Consider the following 17,896-nt stretch of genomic DNA (forward strand, 5'->3'; position numbering starts at 1 on the left):
AAGTATTGATCCTACTAAAGAAAATAAGACTCTATGGCTTCAAATTTATTATCAAAAGTTATTAGACGATATCCGATTCGAGTGGGGACAACGGTTCTCTTAGGATTATCGGGTGGATTATTTAACGGTATTGGTACAGCCCTAATCGCTCCGATCGTTTTAAATCTTTTAGGTATAGATTTAGATTTAAAAAGTGGTCCGCCCATTCTCCAGGCGATTATGTCTCCCTTTAATAACCTGCCGGGAAATTATCGACTGGTAGCGATGGCGGGAGCTATTGTGGGACTAATTATTTTAAAAAATCTTTCTAATTATGCCAGTACATTAGCCTCCAGTTCGTTGAGACGCCGAATAACGTGTGATTTACGAGAAGCTGGTGTGAAATTATTACTAGACGTAGATATAGATTTTTACTCTCGCATGAAAGTCGGCGATCTAGTGAATCGCCTAGGTACAGAAATTGGTCGAGCCGCTGGAGAAGTCAGCACCCTACTGAATATGATGGTGACGGTGACGAATGCCCTAGTATTTCTCGCCTTGCTACTGGCTCTTTCCTGGCAATTAACGTTGGCTTCAACGGTTCTAGTGGCTATTGTTGCGTTAGTCAATCAATACTCAATTAGTCGTGCCAAAGCATTTGGTAAACAGCTATCAAGTCTGTCAAAAGCTTATTCGATTGCCGTGCTAGAAACGTTAAGCGGAATTCGACTGGTTAAATCTACTGGTAATGATGAGAGAGAGTATCAAAGAATCCGGAAGCTAATCCGCGATCGCGAAAAGGCGGATTTTAAGTCTCAGGCAAACAATGCAGCCATAGGACCTGTTGGTGAAGTGACTAGCATTGTCGGTTTGCTGGGGATTGTGTTTATGGGGCGAATATTTTTTGCTAGTCAGATAGAGGCTCTATCTGCGGTATTACTAAGTTTTCTCATCTTACTGCAACGGCTCTTACCGTTAATTTCCCAGTTAAATAAAGCCAGGGGTTCCTTAGCGAATAGTTCAGCCAGTGTGGAAGTAGCACATGACTTCTTGCGTTATGATAATAAGCCCTTTATGCAGCCGGGTTCTCAGCCTTATCATCCATTGAAAAAAGGAATTTATTTTGATCAGCTATCGTTTGCCTATCCGACTCAACCGAACAAGGTAGTGTTAAAAGAGGTTAATTTAGACTTACCTCGTGGGACAACATTAGCGTTAGTGGGAGCATCGGGTGCCGGTAAGTCAACGTTAGCAGATTTATTACCACGATTTTATGATCCCACAGAGGGGAGTATTACCCTAGATGGAATCGATTTACGGGAGTTTGATATCAAAAGTCTCCGTAATAATATGGGAATTGTTAGCCAAGATACGTTTTTGTTTAATACCTCGGTTCACGATAATATTGCCTATGCTCGACCAGATGCTTCCGAAAAAGATGTAATTGAAGCAGCACGACGGGCGAATGCCTTAGAATTTATCGAACAACTCCCTGGGGGGTTTAATACAATGATTGGCGATCGCGGGGTGTTATTATCAGGAGGACAGCGTCAGCGCCTTGCTATTGCTCGCGCTATTTTACAAAATCCGGATATCTTGATTCTGGACGAAGCTACGAGTGCATTAGATACAGTTTCTGAGCGTTTGGTGCAAGAAGCGCTGGAGGAATTGAGTCGCGATCGCACAACTCTGGTTATTGCTCACCGCCTTTCCACTGTGCAAAACGCTGATCAAATTGCAGTTTTAGAGAAAGGGTGTGTGATGGAAGTCGGAAAACATGAGGAACTTTTACGCAAAGGAGGATATTATGCACGGTTGTATCAGATGCAATTTGCTGAACATCCTCAAGGTACGCCCACCACAAATCCTGCTTTAATGAAAGCCTCTCACGAAGTCCGAACCATGCTCAATTCCATGCTCGGTTCTATCCGGTTGTTAGCGGATGACTTAGTAGATACTCCAGAAGAAGAGAATGAATTACTAGAAGAATCGTATAGTTCAGCTATCAATATTCTCAATACTATTGAATTGTTTGAAAATAGTGCTAGAATGGTGAAAAAATAAGCTTTATCCTCTTCAAAAACTTAAAAAAATATAACAATCCGATGAATAAATATTATGTTTTTTTCACAAGAAATGTCCTACCTAAACCAGAAGCTCATATAGTTCATGATGTTAATACTGCTAATGCAGCAGCAAACCTAGGCTATCCCGCTGTCTTAGTCTATCTTCAGAAACCACAGCAATCCCTTAATCCCATTGACTGGATTTATCCGTTTCGCCTAAGCCAGCCAGAGGAAAAAATCGTTAAATATTACAATATTGACAATAAACTTAAAGTTATTCCCCTCGCTATGCCGTGGCCCATTGGTCGAATTGGAGGAAAGTGGACTCACCCCAGTACGATAGTCTGCAAGTACTATTTTCCTATTCATATTTTTCCTCATACTAAAATTTTGCATACTTTAGATTGGAATTTGGTAAAAATAGCGATTAAATCGGGCATTGCAGTTATTTACGAGCGAGAACACTATCCCAACCATAAATATGAACCAGAAATTGTCCAGAATCCTCTCTTTCAAGTAGCGGTCACAGTTGCCGAACCTGTACGCGATAAAATGATTCAAAAAGGGATGCCACCAGATAAAATCCTCAAGCTTCATCTTAGCTTTAATCAATCATTTCTAGTTCGACAACCTGACAAAGCTAAACAATGGCGACAAAAGTTGCTAGCCGAGGGACGACAAAAGTTGGTAGTATATTCAGGAGGATTGTATAGATTTAAAGGGGTTGATCTGCTAATTGATGTCGCTCAAAAATTACCCCAGATTCAATTTGCCTTTGCCGGAGGAGATGAATCACAGGTACAAGCCTATCGGCAACTAGCCAGGGAAAAGCAAGCGGATAATGTTACGTTCTTGGGTTACATTCAGCACGAACATTTACCTAGTTTACTGCAAGCTGCCGATATCTTAGCTCATCCTCACTGTTCGGGCGAAGCAGCAACGTTTACCTCACCCCTCAAATTTTTTGAATATTTGGCGTCTGGAACTCCTATTGTAGCAACAGAGATACCTCCCTTAATGGAATTTAAAGAGACAAATATTATTGCTGGCTGGTGTGAACCCGATTATTCAACTCGATACGCTCAATGCCTTAAGCAAGTGTTAGACAATTATCCTCGAAAAATTGATGGTTATGTTGAACAGATTAATTTTGCACGTCAGTTTTCTTGGGAGAATCGATTAGCAATAATTATAGATCACATTGAAAAAAGTTATATCCTGTAATTAGGGGATGATAGTTTATGAAATTAAAGTATTAGACCTAAAGCGTAGTAAAATTTATTGTAATTCATCAAACCTACTATACCAGAAAAAAATATTGTTTTAAAAGGGTTGGAATTGAGGTTAAATCAAAAAATATTGTTACATTGGAATAAATTTAGGAGGAAAATAGCAAATGTTCAATTGTCTTATATTAGGTTCAGGACGTAGTGGCACTAGTATGGTGGCTGGGACTCTGAATGGTGCAGGATATTTCATGGGAGATAGGATAATGTCTCCAACTCGAATCAATCCTAAGGGCTATTTTGAATCAAAAAATGTTGAAGCTATTAATGAAGAATTATTGAGTCAGGTAGTACCTGCACGACCAAGAGGAATAATTGGAAATTTTTTCAAAAACAGACCGACTAGAAATCAACGCTGGCTTGCCAGAATACCTTTGGAAAAAAAAGTTCATTGTTCTCAGGGAATAGCAGAAAAAATAGAATCATTAACGCAGAAACAACCTTTTTGCTTTAAAGATCCTCGCTTCTGTTATACATTGCCTGCCTGGAGACCATTTTTAATGGATACTGTATTTTTGTGTATATTTAGACATCCAGCGGCAACTGCTTCCAGCATACTGAAAGTTCGTGAAAAGCAAAAATATTTACATAATTTTTCAATAAATTTTGGTCAAGCATTGCAAGTATGGGAACTCATGTATCAGCACATTTTGAAAATTCATATACACAAAGGTAAATGGTTATTTATTCACTATAACCAAGTATTAGAAGGGACAGGAATTGATAAAATTGAAGAGTTTATTGATGGCAACGTAGACCGTAACTTTCCTGATGCTTCATTACAAAATTCTGACTCATTTGAACCTGTATCGGCAAAGACTTATGAAATTTATGAAGAATTATGTAAATTAGCTAACTATAAAGAGTAAACATTGGCAATTACATGAGTTGATTAATAAATAAAATTAAGTTTTTATTTATTATTTTTGTTAATTCAATCCAAATAAACTGATTTCAAGGAGTTAAAAATATGATAATGCCTAATTTTTTAATTATAGGGGCGGCGAAAACAGGAACGACTTCACTTTACAGATATTTAAAGCAGCATCCGCAAATTTACATGAGTCCTGCAAAAGAACCAAAGTTTTTTGCCTATGAAGGAGAAACATTAAATTTTTGCGGTCCCGATGACTCTGAAGAAGCCAAGTCAGTTGTGACTCATATTGATGCCTATCAAGCACTATTTAATAAAGTAACCAATGAAATAGCGATTGGTGAAGCATCTACAATCTACCTTTACAGCCCGAATGCGGTCAAACGGATAAAACACTATATTCCTCATGTAAAGCTGATTACTATGCTTCGCAATCCAATTGATAGAGCTTATTCAAATTTTTTACATTTGGTCTACCAAGGTCGTGAACCATTAACAGATTTTGCCCAAGCTCTTGCACAAGAAGAACAGCGAATATTAGATAACTGGTGGCCTTTTTGGCATTACAAAAAACGGGGGTTATACTATGTCCAACTGAAACGCTATGTTGATGTGTTTGAACGTGATCAGATTAAAGTTTATATCTATGAAGATTTTCAGAACAATCTTTTCAATATTTTGCCAGACATTTTTCAATTTCTAGAAGTTAACGAAACATTTATTCCTTGTTTATCCGAAAGGGTTAGAGAATCCCGCCGCGCTCCAAAAAATAAAACTTTATATACACTCTTTAACAAACCCAACCCAATTAAATCGATGTTGAAGCCACTGTTTTCTGAGAAACTGCGCCAGCAAATTACGTTCACTGTTAACAATGGAAATCTTGTTAAACCTAAAGTTTCACAAGAAGTCCGCAAGCAACTCGTCGAATTTTATAGAGAAGACATTCTTCAGCTTCAAGAGTTGCTTCAGCGAGATTTATCAAAATGGTTAGAGTATTGAGACTGAAGCGACTTTGGCAGAAAAACTTTGCTAAAACTTGACAAATTCAGCATTTATAAGGCAAGATGAGAAGCTGCCTTTCTACACCTGCTCGGATCAGGTAAAGATCTAGCAAAAGCAGCTCAAAGCCTGAGAGTCACAGCGATTTATCGCTTCTCTACGGGATTAGGACTAAGGAAAAGTCGTTAGGCTTAGTACAAGTGTTAAGCTAGACAGTGCTGTCGCTTGTATATCTGATGTTGTGTCTTAGTCCTAACCTACTAATGAGCTAGCTACCTGTACGGCTACATTTAAGGACAATTCCATGAGTTACGCAATTATTGAGACAGGCGGAAAACAACTACGAGTTGAACCGGGTCGTTTTTACGACATTGAACTCCTACCCGTTGAACCCGACGAAAAAGTTACGATTGAACGGGTGTTGCTGGTTGAAAATAATGGTGACGTCACCATTGGTCAGCCTTGGGTTGATGGAGCAACCGTTGAAGGCACGGTAATGCGGCATTTTCGCGATCGCAAAATCCTGGTCTACAAGATGAAGCCGAAGAAGAAAACCCGCAAAAAGCGGGGACATCGCCAGGAAGTTACCCGTCTGATGGTTGATGCTATTAGTATGAATGGTTCAGTGTTAGCGGGTGCTAGCGCTGAATCCACAGAAACATCGACTCCGGCGACGCCTGTGGAGGTAATGCCACCAGAAGCGGAGGAGTCAGCTCCTGAAGCAACATCGGAAACTGCTTCAGAATAAGAATAGGAGATCCACTCACACTATTAAAACAAGAGGAGACTATGGCTCACAAGAAAGGTACAGGTAGTACTCGTAACGGTCGTGACTCTAATGCCAAGCGGCTAGGAGTTAAACGCTTTGGCGGTCAAGTTGTCAAAGCAGGTAACATTTTAGTGCGTCAGCGGGGTACCAAATTTCATCCCGGCACCAATGTTGGTCGTGGCAAAGATGATACTCTATTTGCCCTGATTGATGGCACGGTGACGTTTGAGAGAAAGGGTAAATCTGGCAAGAAAGTGAGCATTTATCCAGTTGCGGCTGAAGCTGAACTGGCAACAGCTCAGGTTTAGATTAGTAGGTTGGGTCTCTTCCCTAGACTCAACCTACCCCCTGAAGCTAGCTCAGTTGTAACCCAGTTCATGTTAAGATACTTTTCAATTCTGAAAATTCGCTTAGAAAGGAAGACTTAACTATGGAAGCAGCCATGCTGTTGGCGAAATTGCCTGAAGCCTACTCTATCTTTGACCCTATCGTAGACGTTCTCCCAGTCATCCCCGTCTTTTTCTTGCTGCTAGCGTTTGTTTGGCAAGCGGCTGTGGGTTTCCGGTAAATCAATAAAATCAATTATGGCAAGGACACCCAGTTAGGGGAAATGGCACTGACTTTAGAGTTTGTAGTAAGCGATGCGAAGGCTTCTGGTACGCTTCGTGCCTACTACGAACCCAGCTTAAGTCAGCAGCATTCCAGTTAGGGGTGTCCTGATTCATAGTCTACAGCTTTATATATTTAGGGCTTGCTGCACAAAGTCCAAACCCTTAGCCATAAATGCTTTGAGCTTTATTGATAGAGGGTTTGATTCAAGGGAATCGGGTAGCATCCTTCAACTGTATGGCATCACCTTGCTCAGGAAAAATGTGCCCTTGCTCCCCCAGCTCCCAGACGTGCCATGGCACGTCTCTACATTGGCTTCCCCAACTTCCCCCGCTCCCCCTCACCACAACACTTATTCAGCAGCCCCTATTTAGCTGCGTCCGCCAATCGTTTTCTGAAACGCCGATCGCTCGCCAAGGCGTTTAATATAGTCTGAGATAGCTGGGTACTCGCTCAGGTCAAGCTGTAACATGATCGGGATATAACTCAAATACGATCCCACAGCCACATCAGCGACACTAAACTTATCTCCCAACAAGAACGGTTGATTCTGTAAACGTTGCTCAAGCGGGGGAAATAATTTCGGCATTTCCCGCTCTCGACTCGCCTCCACAAAAATTCCCGGACCAAGCGTCGCATTGGCAAACAAAATCCATTGAGCTATGGTTGCTTGCTCCTCCAATCCGTTCAGGTTGCCATATTTTTGAGCCAAGTAGAGCAAAATTGCTCCCGACTCCCACAGTTGGAAATCCTCATCCATAATGGCGGGAACTTTTCCCATCGGATTAATCGCCAGATAATCCGGCTGGCGATGTTCTCCAGCTTGCATGTCCAACAGTACATAGTCGTAGGGAACACCCAGTTCTTCTAAATACCACTGGACAATTGACGCCCGACTGCGGGAGCCACCATAAAGTTTCAGCATCGTCGTTTGGGTTATAGAACTTTGTGAGTGTATTCGTGCTGTTTAACGTCGTCTTCCTTACGCACAACTCGTATCTGATTCAGCACCCGCTTGCGTTCGATAGAGTAGTTAAAATCATCGCGTGTTGTACCGGGGGGAATGTGGGCTTGTGCCTCCGGACGAGTTTTGTAGGTGCGAGCTGCTGCGATCGCGCGGGCGATAAAATCGTCGCAAAAATGAGCCTCGGCGGGAAATTCCGGCGGTTTTTCTGGGGTGTCACCACTGATAACCTCGCCCAGTGTGGTGCCATGCGCCATGGAATAGGAGGTCGGAATCCCTTTGAGAACTGCCTCCAGAGCCGCAGAAGGAATCGGTTCCAGGATTTTCACCTCCTCCACTTCACCCTCTTGTTTTAAGAAGCAGGTGGCTAACCCTACCACTAAATAGTTATCCGCACTAACGTCAGGAGCATTCTGTAATGCTGTTGTGGTTGCCATATTTTCAGTGTCCTTAACTATTCCCAACCCAAACCAATCAGTTACTTGGGTTGCATTTTACCACCTTCTCGACTGGACATTCTTTATTTGTGAGTCAGACTTAGCAATCACTTGCTGGGGAATGTAAAGAAACGTTGCAGATTTCTGGCACGTTACCGTTAGCCCTGTAAGGTTGGGGGACGGAGCATCGCCAGATGGCAATAAAGGTTTGAGTGCTGATTGCGATTGTGCCAATTTTTGTAAGTTCACACAGCTAGCGGGGTGAACAACACCCAGGATAGAGGGAATGACTCAGCTTCATTCATTAAGATTTCAGGAAAGCAACTAAGTTGTGCTGTAGATTTCTCATAGAACATCAATACGTTGGGTTGGCTGGTGATTATTAAGAGGATTAAAGACGCCTCAGGAAGTGACACACCGACACCAACTCGCGGGGTGCAGCCAGACTTAAGGTTGATTGTAGATAGACCGCAGGTGTTGTTGGAGAACGATTATGAACGCTCATGTATTTATCAAAGGCGATGAAGAGAATAGACAATGGATTCCCATGTCCCGCCGGAAACCCCAGCCTTTACCCACGATTACACTAACCCCTCGAACCCCTAACCACCTTTCGATTAAAAATTTACGCACCTCAGCTCAACGCAAAGCCAAACAGGGAGAGTACAGGAGTGCGATCGCGCTTTTGAGTCAGGCAATTAAACATCATCCTACCCACGCCATTGACTATAACAACCGAGGATTGATTTACTTCCAAATGGGTCAGCGTCAAAAAGCTTTAGACGATTACAACCGAGCTTTACAACTCAATCCCGAATTGGACAGCGCTTACAATAATCGCGGCAATTACTATGCTGCCATGGGACAACTCGCCAAAGCACTCGCTGATTACGAAAAAGCATTGGATCTCAATCCGCGTAATGTTCGCACTTGGATTAACCAAGCCATAACCTTTCGGGAATTAGGGCTTTATGACCTCGCCATCGAAAACCTGGACTTGGCTTTAATCCTGGGATGCCTACAAAACCACATCTATGCCGAACGAGGTCGTACCTATCACCTGCGGGGAGACTGGAACTGCGCGATCGCTGACTATCAACGCGCCCTCTCTCAACTCCCTGTATCAGGAACTTCGGGTCGTCTGCGCCAGAAAGTTGAAACCTGGATGGGTGAGTTACTTGATCCCTTAAGCGCATGAATTTCAAACCTCACCAGGGGGTTGAAAGTGTTCCCTGTTCCCTGTTGCCTCTTCCCACCCCGAAATTTATTCAGCAGCCCCTATTTAGTTATCGGGCATGAGACGTCGATCTTCCCAGACGACTTGACGCTGATTTGGATCAACCCGATAACTTTGATCTTGCATAACTCGTCTAGCTTGTGCCGGATCAAACGCTTCGCCGAAGTCATTGCGGAGTTTCTGAACCCGGCTTTGGGTGCGTTTCACTTCTGATCGTACTTCTTGCAACTTCGCCTTTTGGGACAGATGATAGGGCAACAGTTGTGCCAATCCCGCGATCGCGGCAGAACAAAGAATCAGATTTACCACTAATTTAACCGTAATTTCACCCGCCACGACGGAGTAGGAATGCCGCCGTGGACGACGTTCTTGGCGAGGAACCCTGCGGCGGGTTGGTAAAGGTTGCCGAGTGGGTCGAGAGGTTGGGATCGCATTCATCTCAAAAAAAACTCGCTGGAGACTCCCGTTATCGTCTTTAATTTAGCGGCAGAGGAAAGCTCGGCAAAAAGTATCGCTTCCCTTGTACAAAAAAAAGTTGGTAAGACCCCTACCGCCTTATTGACTAACGACGTTTGACGCGCCAGCGTTCGCCTCTCGTCTGGATAGTTACAGACTCGTGCTTTTAAACTGTACGCCTAGGGGGGGATTGAAGGTATGTCCGTTGCCAAAAGGTTGACAATCGCTAACATTTTCTTTCAGCTTCATCCTGGCAGTGTCGGCACTCACCAGTCCACCGACTGACACGATCGAGCTGGTCGCCTAATGTGCCTAACGTTCAGATCATAGACAAAGAGTTTTCCTCAGGCAATACTCTGCTGCGGATAGTCAGATACTTTACAGCATTTTGCTGCCATTATCCGGAATTAGGAGATGAGGGGTGCAACTCAAACCGTATCTACAAGACAAGGGTGGACATCACACCCCTCATCCTTGCCAGTTCCCAGCCAGATTGGGAATGAGAACTACTTATAGAGTTCCGTAGCTAAACGGAAGGCTAAGATACCGGGAATGAGCGCTACGACAAGAGCGACGAAAACTTGGGTATCTGAAAGGGACATGGTTTACAAGCTCCTAATTAAACATCAATATGACCTTTAGTCTACTGGCTATTGCTCCGTTTTCGGCAGAAATTTCGGGCAACACGTTAAGATTAGTTAACAGAAGGCTCATAGTTGCCGAGCAAGAGCAGCTTACATCCTCGTCAATACTCGAAATCATTATTTATTTCATTAATGCTGGATCAAGTTTTTAAGTTACCGTTCAATCTAGGAATAGAAGCCCCCTTAGTCCTGCTGATTTTGGTTGCCCTCGAAGCCGTGCTGTCAGCCGATAACGCGATCGCGCTGGCAACAATTGCTCAAGGGTTAGAAGACAAGCAACTTCAGCGACAAGCGCTGAACTTTGGCTTGGTGGTGGCTTACATTCTGCGGATTAGTCTGATTCTGACGGCAACGTGGGTGGTCAAGTTTTGGCAATTTGAACTCCTCGGCGCTGCTTATTTGCTTTGGTTAGTCTTCGAGCATTTCACCTCCGAGGAAGATGAACAACATCACCATCATGGACCCCGATTTACATCGCTGTTACAAGTAATTCCTCTGATCGCCATTACTGATCTAGCATTTTCCTTAGATAGTGTCACCACCGCGATCGCGATTTCTAACCAAATCTGGCTGGTTCTGGCAGGTGGCACCATCGGTGTGATTACCCTACGATTTATGGCAGGATTATTCATCCGTTGGCTGCAGGAGTATGTCAACCTGGAGGATGCGGGTTACATTACCGTTGGTATAGTCGGATTGCGACTTTTGGTTCGGGCGATTAATCCCGAATTCGTGCCGCCCGAATGGTTGATGATTACCATTATTGCCTTGATCTTCCTCTGGGGATTTTCTCAGCGCATGAATGAAGTAGACAACTCACTACCAGAGGTTAATGAACAGCTTCATGAACCCTAACCTACTTCGTTGAGGTTAGGGATTGGCAGAGGGAACCTGCCAGGAAGTCATGAATAGGGCATGAGTTGGTAAGGGATAACCACTTCCAAGCACTTCTCTAGCTTGGCTTAAATGTAGGTTCAGGAATCTCTGAGAACTGGGTAAGTCCAGGATACACCCTTACCAATGCCTTAAGAGACGTAAACATTTACACGAGTGGATTATATCTATGAATCGTGTTCCAGTAGTTAGTAAAGAAGGAAAACCTTTAATGCCCACCAAACCATCCAGGGCTAGACGGTGGGTCAAGGAAGGTAAGGCAGTGGGGAAGTGGTCAGACCTTGGCGTCTATTACGTCCAGCTCACCACACCACCATCGGCTGAGGACGTGCAACCAATCGCGGTAGGAGTCGATCCGGGTAAGTCCTACTCCGGTGTCGGTGTCCAGTCGGCTAAATGTACCCTGCTACAACTGCATCTTATCCTTCCGTTTGGGCGGGTCAAAAAACGGATGGAAACCCGTGCCATGTTGCGACGGTCACGGCGATCTCGGCGGATTAACCGAGATGTCCCATTCAATCAACGCAACCATCGGCAATGCAGGTTTGACAATCGCAAAGGTCACAAAATACCCCCATCCATCAAAGCTTCTCGACAGTTGGAGTTACGGATAGTCAAAGAATTGGCGGCTATCTTCCCGGTGGCGGCGATTGGGTATGAGAGGGTCAGAGCCGACATAGACTTTTCCCAACGTAAGCGTGCCAAGTCGGGTAAGGGGTTCTCTCCGGTCATGGTGGGTCAGGATTGGGCAATATCCCAGATGGAAAAAATCGCCCTTCGACAAGCTCAGGGTATCACCCCTGTCTATATCCGGCACGGCTGGCAAAAGGATGGGAATGGTACATCTCAGCTCCGAACCCAACTAGGGTTAGAGAAGGATAGGGCGAACAAGTCCATAGCCAAACCGGAAACCCACGCGGTTGATGGGGTGACACTGGCTTGTGGGTATTTTGTCAAATATGTCCCGTTTACTGGCTCTAACTCCCACGGTTACACCCACAAGGGTAACGTTACCGTGACCCCTTCCCCATTTAAAATCATCACCCGTCCTGGCGCGGTGAAGCGGGGGAAAGAGTATGGCTTTTTCCGCCGCCAATTACATTTTGAAGTCCCGGATAAGTCGGGGGTCAGAAAGCGTAAGGGTGGGACGATTACCCCCTTTGGAGTGAGGATTGGTGATTTGGTTAGAGCCGAAAAAGCTAGGAAAGTTTACATTGGCTACGTCAGCGGGTTTACCGATACCAAAAAGACCAAAAATATTTCCGTTTGCGACTACACCTGGAAGCGTATCGGGCAATTTGCTCCTAGTAAAGTTGAGTTAATCAGGAGAAATAATGGCTTATGCGTAGCGTAAAAAAAGTTGGATGCCTCCATTCTTCCGGCATCCCGCTATCCCTCCTCGCCCTACGAGAGTTGAGGGCGAGGATTCCCGCGATTTTGTTGAGTAAGTAGGGGGGAGAAATTGAGGATCGTCATTTGTCATTTGTGATAAGTGAACGGTTAGGTCGGGGCGGGTTTAGTTATATCAGGGTGAAAACGAAACGTTAATGGTAAAACCCGCCCCTACAAAAGATGTTTCATCAGAATGTCTTTGCTTCCAGACGTGCCATGGCACGTCTCTACATTGCTTCCCCTGCTTCCCCTGCTTCCCCTGCTTCCCCTGCTTCCCCTGCTTCCTCCCCTCACTACCTAACTATCGGGCATTACCCCAGCGATAATCGCGGCTAAAATTGCCACACCAAAGGCGACGCGATACCAGACAAAGATCCAAGTGTTCCGAGTTTGTAGGTAACGAATCAGCCACGCGATCGCAGCATAAGAAAATACGGCTGATGATATCACGCCCACGGTGAGAGGCATGAATCCCCCCTCCCCAACTCCGGATTCTAATAAATCTTTTAACTCGACTAACCCCGCTAGGGTAATCGCTGGGATACCCAGCAAAAAGGAAAAGCGGGCGGCTGTTCCTCGTTCTAACCTCATAAACAAGCCGGCTGTAATTGTTGAACCCGATCGCGATACGCCAGGAACGAGTGCCAAGGCTTGAGCAAATCCCATCAAGATGCCATCCTGCATCCCCAATTTATCGAAATTGCGCTCTCTAGTACCGATCTTTTCGGCAACGCCCAACAGCAGCCCCATAAAAATTGAAGCACAAGCGATCGCGACGGTACTCCGCAGGGGCGAATTATCAAAATCGGGAATAAATATCTTAATTAACAAGCCACAGAAGACAATCGGTAAAGTACCCAAGCCGATACCCACCGCCATGCGAAAATCGTTGGCTTGGTAATCCCTCCTCTGAATTGCTTGAATTGTGCCTGTGGAAATTTGCCATAAGTCTGACCAAAAATACCACAGCACGGCGGCAATACTTCCCAGTTGAATGATTGCCGTAAAAGCCACCCCTGGATCACCCCAGCCTAATACCACAGGCACGACTTTTAAATGCGCTGTACTGCTAATCGGGATAAACTCCGTTAACCCCTGCACCATTCCTAGTACCAACGCCTGAACTATGTTCATCTGGGAGGTGGATTGGGTTGTGGGTACGGCTACGTCTGTCGTAATGGTGGTGGCAAAACTCTTCAACGGTATGGTGAGTAAGGCACTCAGAAGGCTAATCCTTAAAAATTTGAACCACCGCCACTGCAATTTGATCATGTAAGTAGTCGGATAAGTAGTCGGACATAATTCAAGTTGAGCATGAGGACAAGGGAACAGGGAACAGTCAGGATCTGAGGCTGGTTAAAATTCCCAATCCCTAATTACTAATTACCAGTTACCCGCTTTAATCGGAATTCTGGCATAGCTTGATCGCGATCGCAAACTTTCTGGAGGTGCTAGCCGTACCCTATAATAGGATGTATATCCCCCTAGGGGGGATAATGCTCATGATATATTGAGATATGTAAACATAAGTAAAGAAAATTAAAGAAATCGTGTTTCGCAATAGTATGTTTTCTGATACATCCTCCAACTACTCCAATCCATCAGAAGAGGTTTGGCTTTTGATGTCAATCCGTAGTCCCCTGAATGGTCTAGGGATAGGCTCAAAAGCTAGAGTGCAAGGCTGGTGGCTGTTTGCCGCTGCCTCATTTCTGGTTTCTGTCCCTGTGTTTGTGCAAGCGCCATTAGTCCGGCAACTTCCCTGGTTGAGTTTACTGTTGACCTTAGGATGGATATGGCTGGGATTCAAGCTACTGGCGCGTCCAGGGATGCGAGTATGGGGAGATTTGTTACTGGGTTTTAGTTGGTGCTGGCTAGCCGGTTCAATCTATTGGGGCTGGCTGCGGGCTGAACCTCTGTTACATTTACCCATCGAAGCCATTGGTCTACCGTTTGCCCTTTGGGGGTTATGGCGGGGTAGAGGCGCTGTAGGTAATTTGTTTTACCTGGGTTCTCTGTTCGGGACGGCTCTCACCGATGTATATTTTTATTTAACGGATTTGATTCCCTACTGGCGTCAGATCATGGACGTTGATCCAGCCTTGATCACCCCGATCTTGCAAGAGGCGATCGCACAAGTACAAACCCCTTGGGGAATTAGCTGGGCAGCGGTTTTAGGATGTACACTAGGATTAGTAGGATGTGGGGCATTGACCCGAGGGCGATTGCCGTGGTGGGCATTTAGTGGGGCAGTATTGAGTACAATTTTGGTAGATAGCCTATTTTGGCTAGCAGCTACACTGCAATAAAAACTCATGAATGTCTACAGTAAACAAATATTGACATCAAACCATAAGGGCAGTGAAGTTTCCGGAATCACTCGTTTGGCTTCAGAATGCATCTACTAGGATATAGACTTAATCCTCTGTTTATTTTTTAACCCGTCGTTGCTTCTGTGCCTGTGGTGACTCTACGATCCACTCCCTATTTACTTCTACCGACTGAGACAGGTAACCGCTACCTCCCCCTGGTGGGTAGTAACTGCTGGACAGTTGGTCGCGGAGATGATAACAATTTTGTCCTCTCAGATCGTTGGATTTCCCGAAATCACGCGATGTTACAGTGTACTGAAACTGGTGATTTCTATCTAATTGATTTGGGAAGTCGCAATGGTTCTTTCGTGAATGGACGCCGAGTGAGTATTCCGGTGACATTACGAAATGGCGATCAGCTGATGTTTGGTCAGACTGAACTGGAATTTCATTCGCCATCCGATACCCGTAACCGCGATCGCGATTATAGCCAACCGGCAAGTAGTGAAACCCTAACCTCTACGTTACATGTGCGCCGCCTCATGTCGGTGATGGTGGTGGATATCCGCGACTTTACGGTTCTAACTCGCCAACTGGATGAAAAGATTCTCTCTGCCGTGATTGGCACCTGGTTTCGCCAATCGGGAAATATTATCCGCAAATCGGGAAGTTGGGTGGATAAATATATTGGCGATGCGGTGATGGCAATTTGGTTTCATGGGCATAAAGGGGTGAGTAAAGACGAAGCGATGAATGTGTTGCAAGCGGTTAGCGATTTGCACAGGATGACGGCATCCCTTTCCAGTCAGTACCCCCTACCTTTCCCACTACGCATTGGCACGGGAGTGAATACGGGTTATGCAATGGTGGGAAATACGGGCAGTGGAGATCGCCCTGACTATACAGCAATTGGCGATACAGTGAATGCGGCGTTTCGTCTGGAGTCGGCGACGAAACAAATTGGTCTGGATATTGCGTTAGGAGAAGATACCTATAGCTATCTGGAACAGCTAGGATACAAGAATCTGGGCTTTAAACAACATATTGTTAGCCTGAAAGGGTATGAGAAGCCAACCACTACCTATGCGGGAACCTATGCTGATCTGAATAAGTTCTTAGCGACTCGCTGTTCGGAAAACTTGACTTAAACCGGGTTAAATCGGTCTGAGTTGTGATACCTAACCTGGAAAACCTCGGCAAACTTGGCAATTACTATGGGGCGGACTTGGTCTACGGTAATATTAGGAATAAACTGGGCAAGACTCCCCACTGGTTTATCGGCAATTCCACAGGGGACGATGCGCTTAAACCCGCTTAAGTCAGGGCAAATATTTAGGGCAAAGCCGTGCATGGTAATCCAACGACTGACTTTAATGCCAATGGCGGCAACCTTGTGTCCCTCTAGCCAAACGCCCGTCATCCCGGTTTCGCGATCGCCTTTGAGTCCATAAACCGCCAACACCTCAATTAAGACGGCTTCTAACTGTCGCAGATACCAATGTAAATCTTGCTGATAATATCGTAAATTGAGAATGGGATAGCCGACGAGTTGACCAGGACAATGGTAAGTGACTTCACCTCCCCGTTCTATACGGTGAACCTCCCAATCCGCTTCTGCGGGGTTGAACTTGAGGAAGTCTAAACTTGCACCTTGACCTAAAGTATAGACTTGTGGATGTTCCATTAATAAGAGAACATCATCAAGGGTGGGATCGTTAATCCGTTGTGACAGAAGCGATCGCTGTTGTTCCCAGGCGACAGTATACGGTATAAGTCCTTGATTGTATAGTAAGCATTGACGTTGTGCCATTCACGTCCTATTTTCTGAAGATAACTTACCTATTATGAAAGACAAACTGATCTATTGGGTAAATCAGTTATTAGTCGCTGATTTCTTCCTGGTTTTATTCAGCTTCTTCTGGTTCGCGATCGCACTGTTGGGGCGATCGATTGGTGTTTCACTGGGATTAGACGTGTGGTATAGCTTGTGGAATCCTGTCTTTACTCCCGCGATCGGTCTTTTAATGGCAGGTGCGCTGTTTACTGGACTGATGAACCAGATTAACAAGCGTTTGAATTCAGATTGAATTCTGCCAAATATCTGGAAATGCCATCGCCAAATTGTCGCCAAATTGTAGTGGCGTGGCACACCTTTTGCAAGATGAATTAACCATTAGCCCGGAAACTGTAGGGGCGCAAAGCCTTCATTGTCAACTTTAACCCCTCACCCCCAGCCTCTCTCCCAACCCTGACAGGTGTAGGTTTTTTATTTTAGGGTGGGGACAAGACAAGGAGGACAAGGATGGAAAGAAGACAAGGGGGAAAAACCGTACAGAATTCGGTTCGGTCAAACTAACTTCTAAAAGCCGAAACGCCCGATTTTTCGTTAAAACTCTTCCTTGTCTACTGGTCTACTTGTCTTCCTTGTCTTACCTCAACCCCAATCTTAAAAAACCTACCCTTGTGAGCTCTCCCAACCCCCCTCGTTCCCCCCGTGAGGAGGGATGACAGAGGATGCTTCGCTTTTGTTGCACGGGAGAGGGGAGCAAGAGAATCCGGTTCCCCTTCTCCCCACGGAGGGAGAAGGGGTTAGGGGATGAGGGGGAATTCCGAGTTGAAATCGCCCAGCAGAGTTCGGGGTAGGAGGCGTTTCAATCCCTGATAGGGATTCTGGGGAATTCCGAGAGCGGTCATCTGGAAGCCTGAGACTATGTAGGGCTTGCTGAATAAGTCGGAGAAAAATAACCGATGGACTAATTAGTTGTTTAACTGTTAAGCAATATAAATATTTCCGGCTTTATTTCCTCTTAATGATAAGGTTTGATCATAATTAAAGACTGAAAAATACCTGATTGTGGAAAGAAACAAAAAAAGACAAAAAACCTGCCGTAGCAGGGCAGACAGATTCATTACTAAAAATGTAATAGCAATGGCTGTTTCTGAAGTATGGGGCAGTCTAGCCATGACTCGATTCAGGC

The 17,896-nt window shown here is 44.9% G+C and carries 19 protein-coding genes and 1 pseudogene; 13 read left to right on the forward strand and 7 right to left on the reverse strand.

The annotated features are described in order from the left end of the window. The first annotated feature begins 33 nt into the window (after positions 1-33). The 7 genes from RIC07_RS10795 (at position 34) to RIC07_RS10825 (ending at position 6,544) form a co-directional block, all read left to right on the forward strand. Positions 34-2,043, forward strand: a complete 2,010-nt coding sequence (locus RIC07_RS10795; protein WP_446394523.1) for an ABC transporter ATP-binding protein — start codon at positions 34-36, stop codon at positions 2,041-2,043. A 41-nt stretch (positions 2,044-2,084) separates the two neighbouring features. Continuing rightward, entirely contained in the window at positions 2,085-3,269 is a 1,185-nt protein-coding gene (locus RIC07_RS10800) for a glycosyltransferase family 4 protein (protein WP_446394524.1), read from the forward strand. Between the two features lie 172 nt (positions 3,270-3,441). After that, positions 3,442-4,200 carry a sulfotransferase gene (locus tag RIC07_RS10805; protein WP_446394525.1) on the forward strand — a complete coding sequence of 253 codons (759 nt, stop codon included), beginning with the start codon at positions 3,442-3,444 and terminating at the stop codon, positions 4,198-4,200. Positions 4,201-4,301: 101 nt separating this feature from the next. Further along, positions 4,302-5,207: a sulfotransferase family protein gene (locus RIC07_RS10810; protein ID WP_446394526.1), complete on the forward strand. Its 906-nt coding sequence runs from the start codon at positions 4,302-4,304 to the stop codon at positions 5,205-5,207. Positions 5,208-5,511: 304 nt separating this feature from the next. Next, positions 5,512-5,955: a 50S ribosomal protein L21 gene (gene rplU, locus RIC07_RS10815; protein WP_446394527.1), complete on the forward strand. Its 444-nt coding sequence runs from the start codon at positions 5,512-5,514 to the stop codon at positions 5,953-5,955. Between the two features lie 41 nt (positions 5,956-5,996). Next, a complete protein-coding gene (rpmA, locus tag RIC07_RS10820) occupies positions 5,997-6,284 on the forward strand; it encodes a 50S ribosomal protein L27 (RefSeq protein ID WP_446339739.1) in 288 nt (95 codons plus the stop codon). 122 nt (positions 6,285-6,406) lie between these two features. After that, a complete protein-coding gene (locus RIC07_RS10825) occupies positions 6,407-6,544 on the forward strand; it encodes a photosystem II reaction center protein K (protein ID WP_006103223.1) in 138 nt (45 codons plus the stop codon). A 411-nt stretch (positions 6,545-6,955) separates the two neighbouring features. Here the strand turns inward: RIC07_RS10825 and RIC07_RS10830 are convergent, their stop codons facing one another. Together RIC07_RS10830 and RIC07_RS10835 are read right to left on the reverse strand one after the other, a co-directional pair. Beyond that, complete coding sequence (locus RIC07_RS10830; RefSeq protein ID WP_446378374.1) at positions 6,956-7,510, reverse strand: glutathione S-transferase family protein; 555 nt, start codon at positions 7,508-7,510, stop codon at positions 6,956-6,958. Positions 7,511-7,521: 11 nt separating this feature from the next. Then, on the reverse strand, positions 7,522-7,986 hold the full coding sequence (locus RIC07_RS10835; RefSeq protein ID WP_446378376.1) for a hypothetical protein: 465 nt from the start codon (positions 7,984-7,986) through the stop codon (positions 7,522-7,524). Between the two features lie 493 nt (positions 7,987-8,479). On the opposite strand from RIC07_RS10835, the gene RIC07_RS10840 reads away from it, so the two are divergent. After that, entirely contained in the window at positions 8,480-9,184 is a 705-nt protein-coding gene (locus RIC07_RS10840) for a tetratricopeptide repeat protein (RefSeq protein ID WP_446378378.1), read from the forward strand. A gap of 84 nt (positions 9,185-9,268) precedes the next feature. Here the strand turns inward: RIC07_RS10840 and RIC07_RS10845 are convergent, their stop codons facing one another. Then, the gene (locus RIC07_RS10845; RefSeq protein WP_446394528.1) at positions 9,269-9,661 is read right to left on the reverse strand and encodes a slr1601 family putative cell division protein; all 393 of its coding nucleotides are present in this window, start codon (positions 9,659-9,661) and stop codon (positions 9,269-9,271) included. Positions 9,662-10,185: 524 nt separating this feature from the next. Further along, entirely contained in the window at positions 10,186-10,281 is a 96-nt protein-coding gene (gene psaM / locus RIC07_RS10850; protein WP_071777246.1) for a photosystem I reaction center subunit XII, read from the reverse strand. A 174-nt stretch (positions 10,282-10,455) separates the two neighbouring features. Here psaM and RIC07_RS10855 point away from each other — a divergent pair, with 174 nt between their 5' ends. Then, entirely contained in the window at positions 10,456-11,178 is a 723-nt protein-coding gene (locus RIC07_RS10855) for a TerC family protein (RefSeq protein ID WP_446394529.1), read from the forward strand. Between the two features lie 208 nt (positions 11,179-11,386). Further along, positions 11,387-12,571: an RRXRR domain-containing protein gene (locus RIC07_RS10860; RefSeq protein ID WP_446380821.1), complete on the forward strand. Its 1,185-nt coding sequence runs from the start codon at positions 11,387-11,389 to the stop codon at positions 12,569-12,571. A 335-nt stretch (positions 12,572-12,906) separates the two neighbouring features. Here the strand turns inward: RIC07_RS10860 and RIC07_RS10865 are convergent, their stop codons facing one another. Continuing rightward, positions 12,907-13,881 (reverse strand): undecaprenyl-diphosphate phosphatase, encoded by a 975-nt coding sequence (locus RIC07_RS10865; RefSeq protein WP_446394530.1) that lies wholly within the window; start codon positions 13,879-13,881, stop codon positions 12,907-12,909. A 293-nt stretch (positions 13,882-14,174) separates the two neighbouring features. On the opposite strand from RIC07_RS10865, the gene RIC07_RS10870 reads away from it, so the two are divergent. Beyond that, a complete protein-coding gene (locus RIC07_RS10870) occupies positions 14,175-14,915 on the forward strand; it encodes a DUF3120 domain-containing protein (RefSeq protein WP_446394531.1) in 741 nt (246 codons plus the stop codon). Between the two features lie 152 nt (positions 14,916-15,067). Beyond that, entirely contained in the window at positions 15,068-16,066 is a 999-nt protein-coding gene (locus RIC07_RS10875; RefSeq protein ID WP_446394532.1) for an adenylate/guanylate cyclase domain-containing protein, read from the forward strand. Here the strand turns inward: RIC07_RS10875 and lipB are convergent. After that, positions 16,063-16,728, reverse strand: a complete 666-nt coding sequence (gene lipB, locus RIC07_RS10880; protein WP_446394533.1) for a lipoyl(octanoyl) transferase LipB — start codon at positions 16,726-16,728, stop codon at positions 16,063-16,065. The genes RIC07_RS10875 and lipB overlap by 4 nt on opposite strands. Before the next feature lie 34 nt (positions 16,729-16,762). Between lipB and RIC07_RS10885 the strand changes: the two genes are divergently transcribed. Next, entirely contained in the window at positions 16,763-17,005 is a 243-nt protein-coding gene (locus RIC07_RS10885) for a hypothetical protein (RefSeq protein ID WP_446394534.1), read from the forward strand. A gap of 685 nt (positions 17,006-17,690) precedes the next feature. Here RIC07_RS10885 and RIC07_RS10890 read toward each other — a convergent pair. Next, positions 17,691-17,896 (reverse strand): annotated as a pseudogene (locus tag RIC07_RS10890) (hypothetical protein); the annotation flags it as partial.

Origin of the sequence: Coleofasciculus sp. E1-EBD-02, from assembly GCF_040218245.1 — a bacterium.
Classification (GTDB): domain Bacteria; phylum Cyanobacteriota; class Cyanobacteriia; order Cyanobacteriales; family Coleofasciculaceae; genus Coleofasciculus.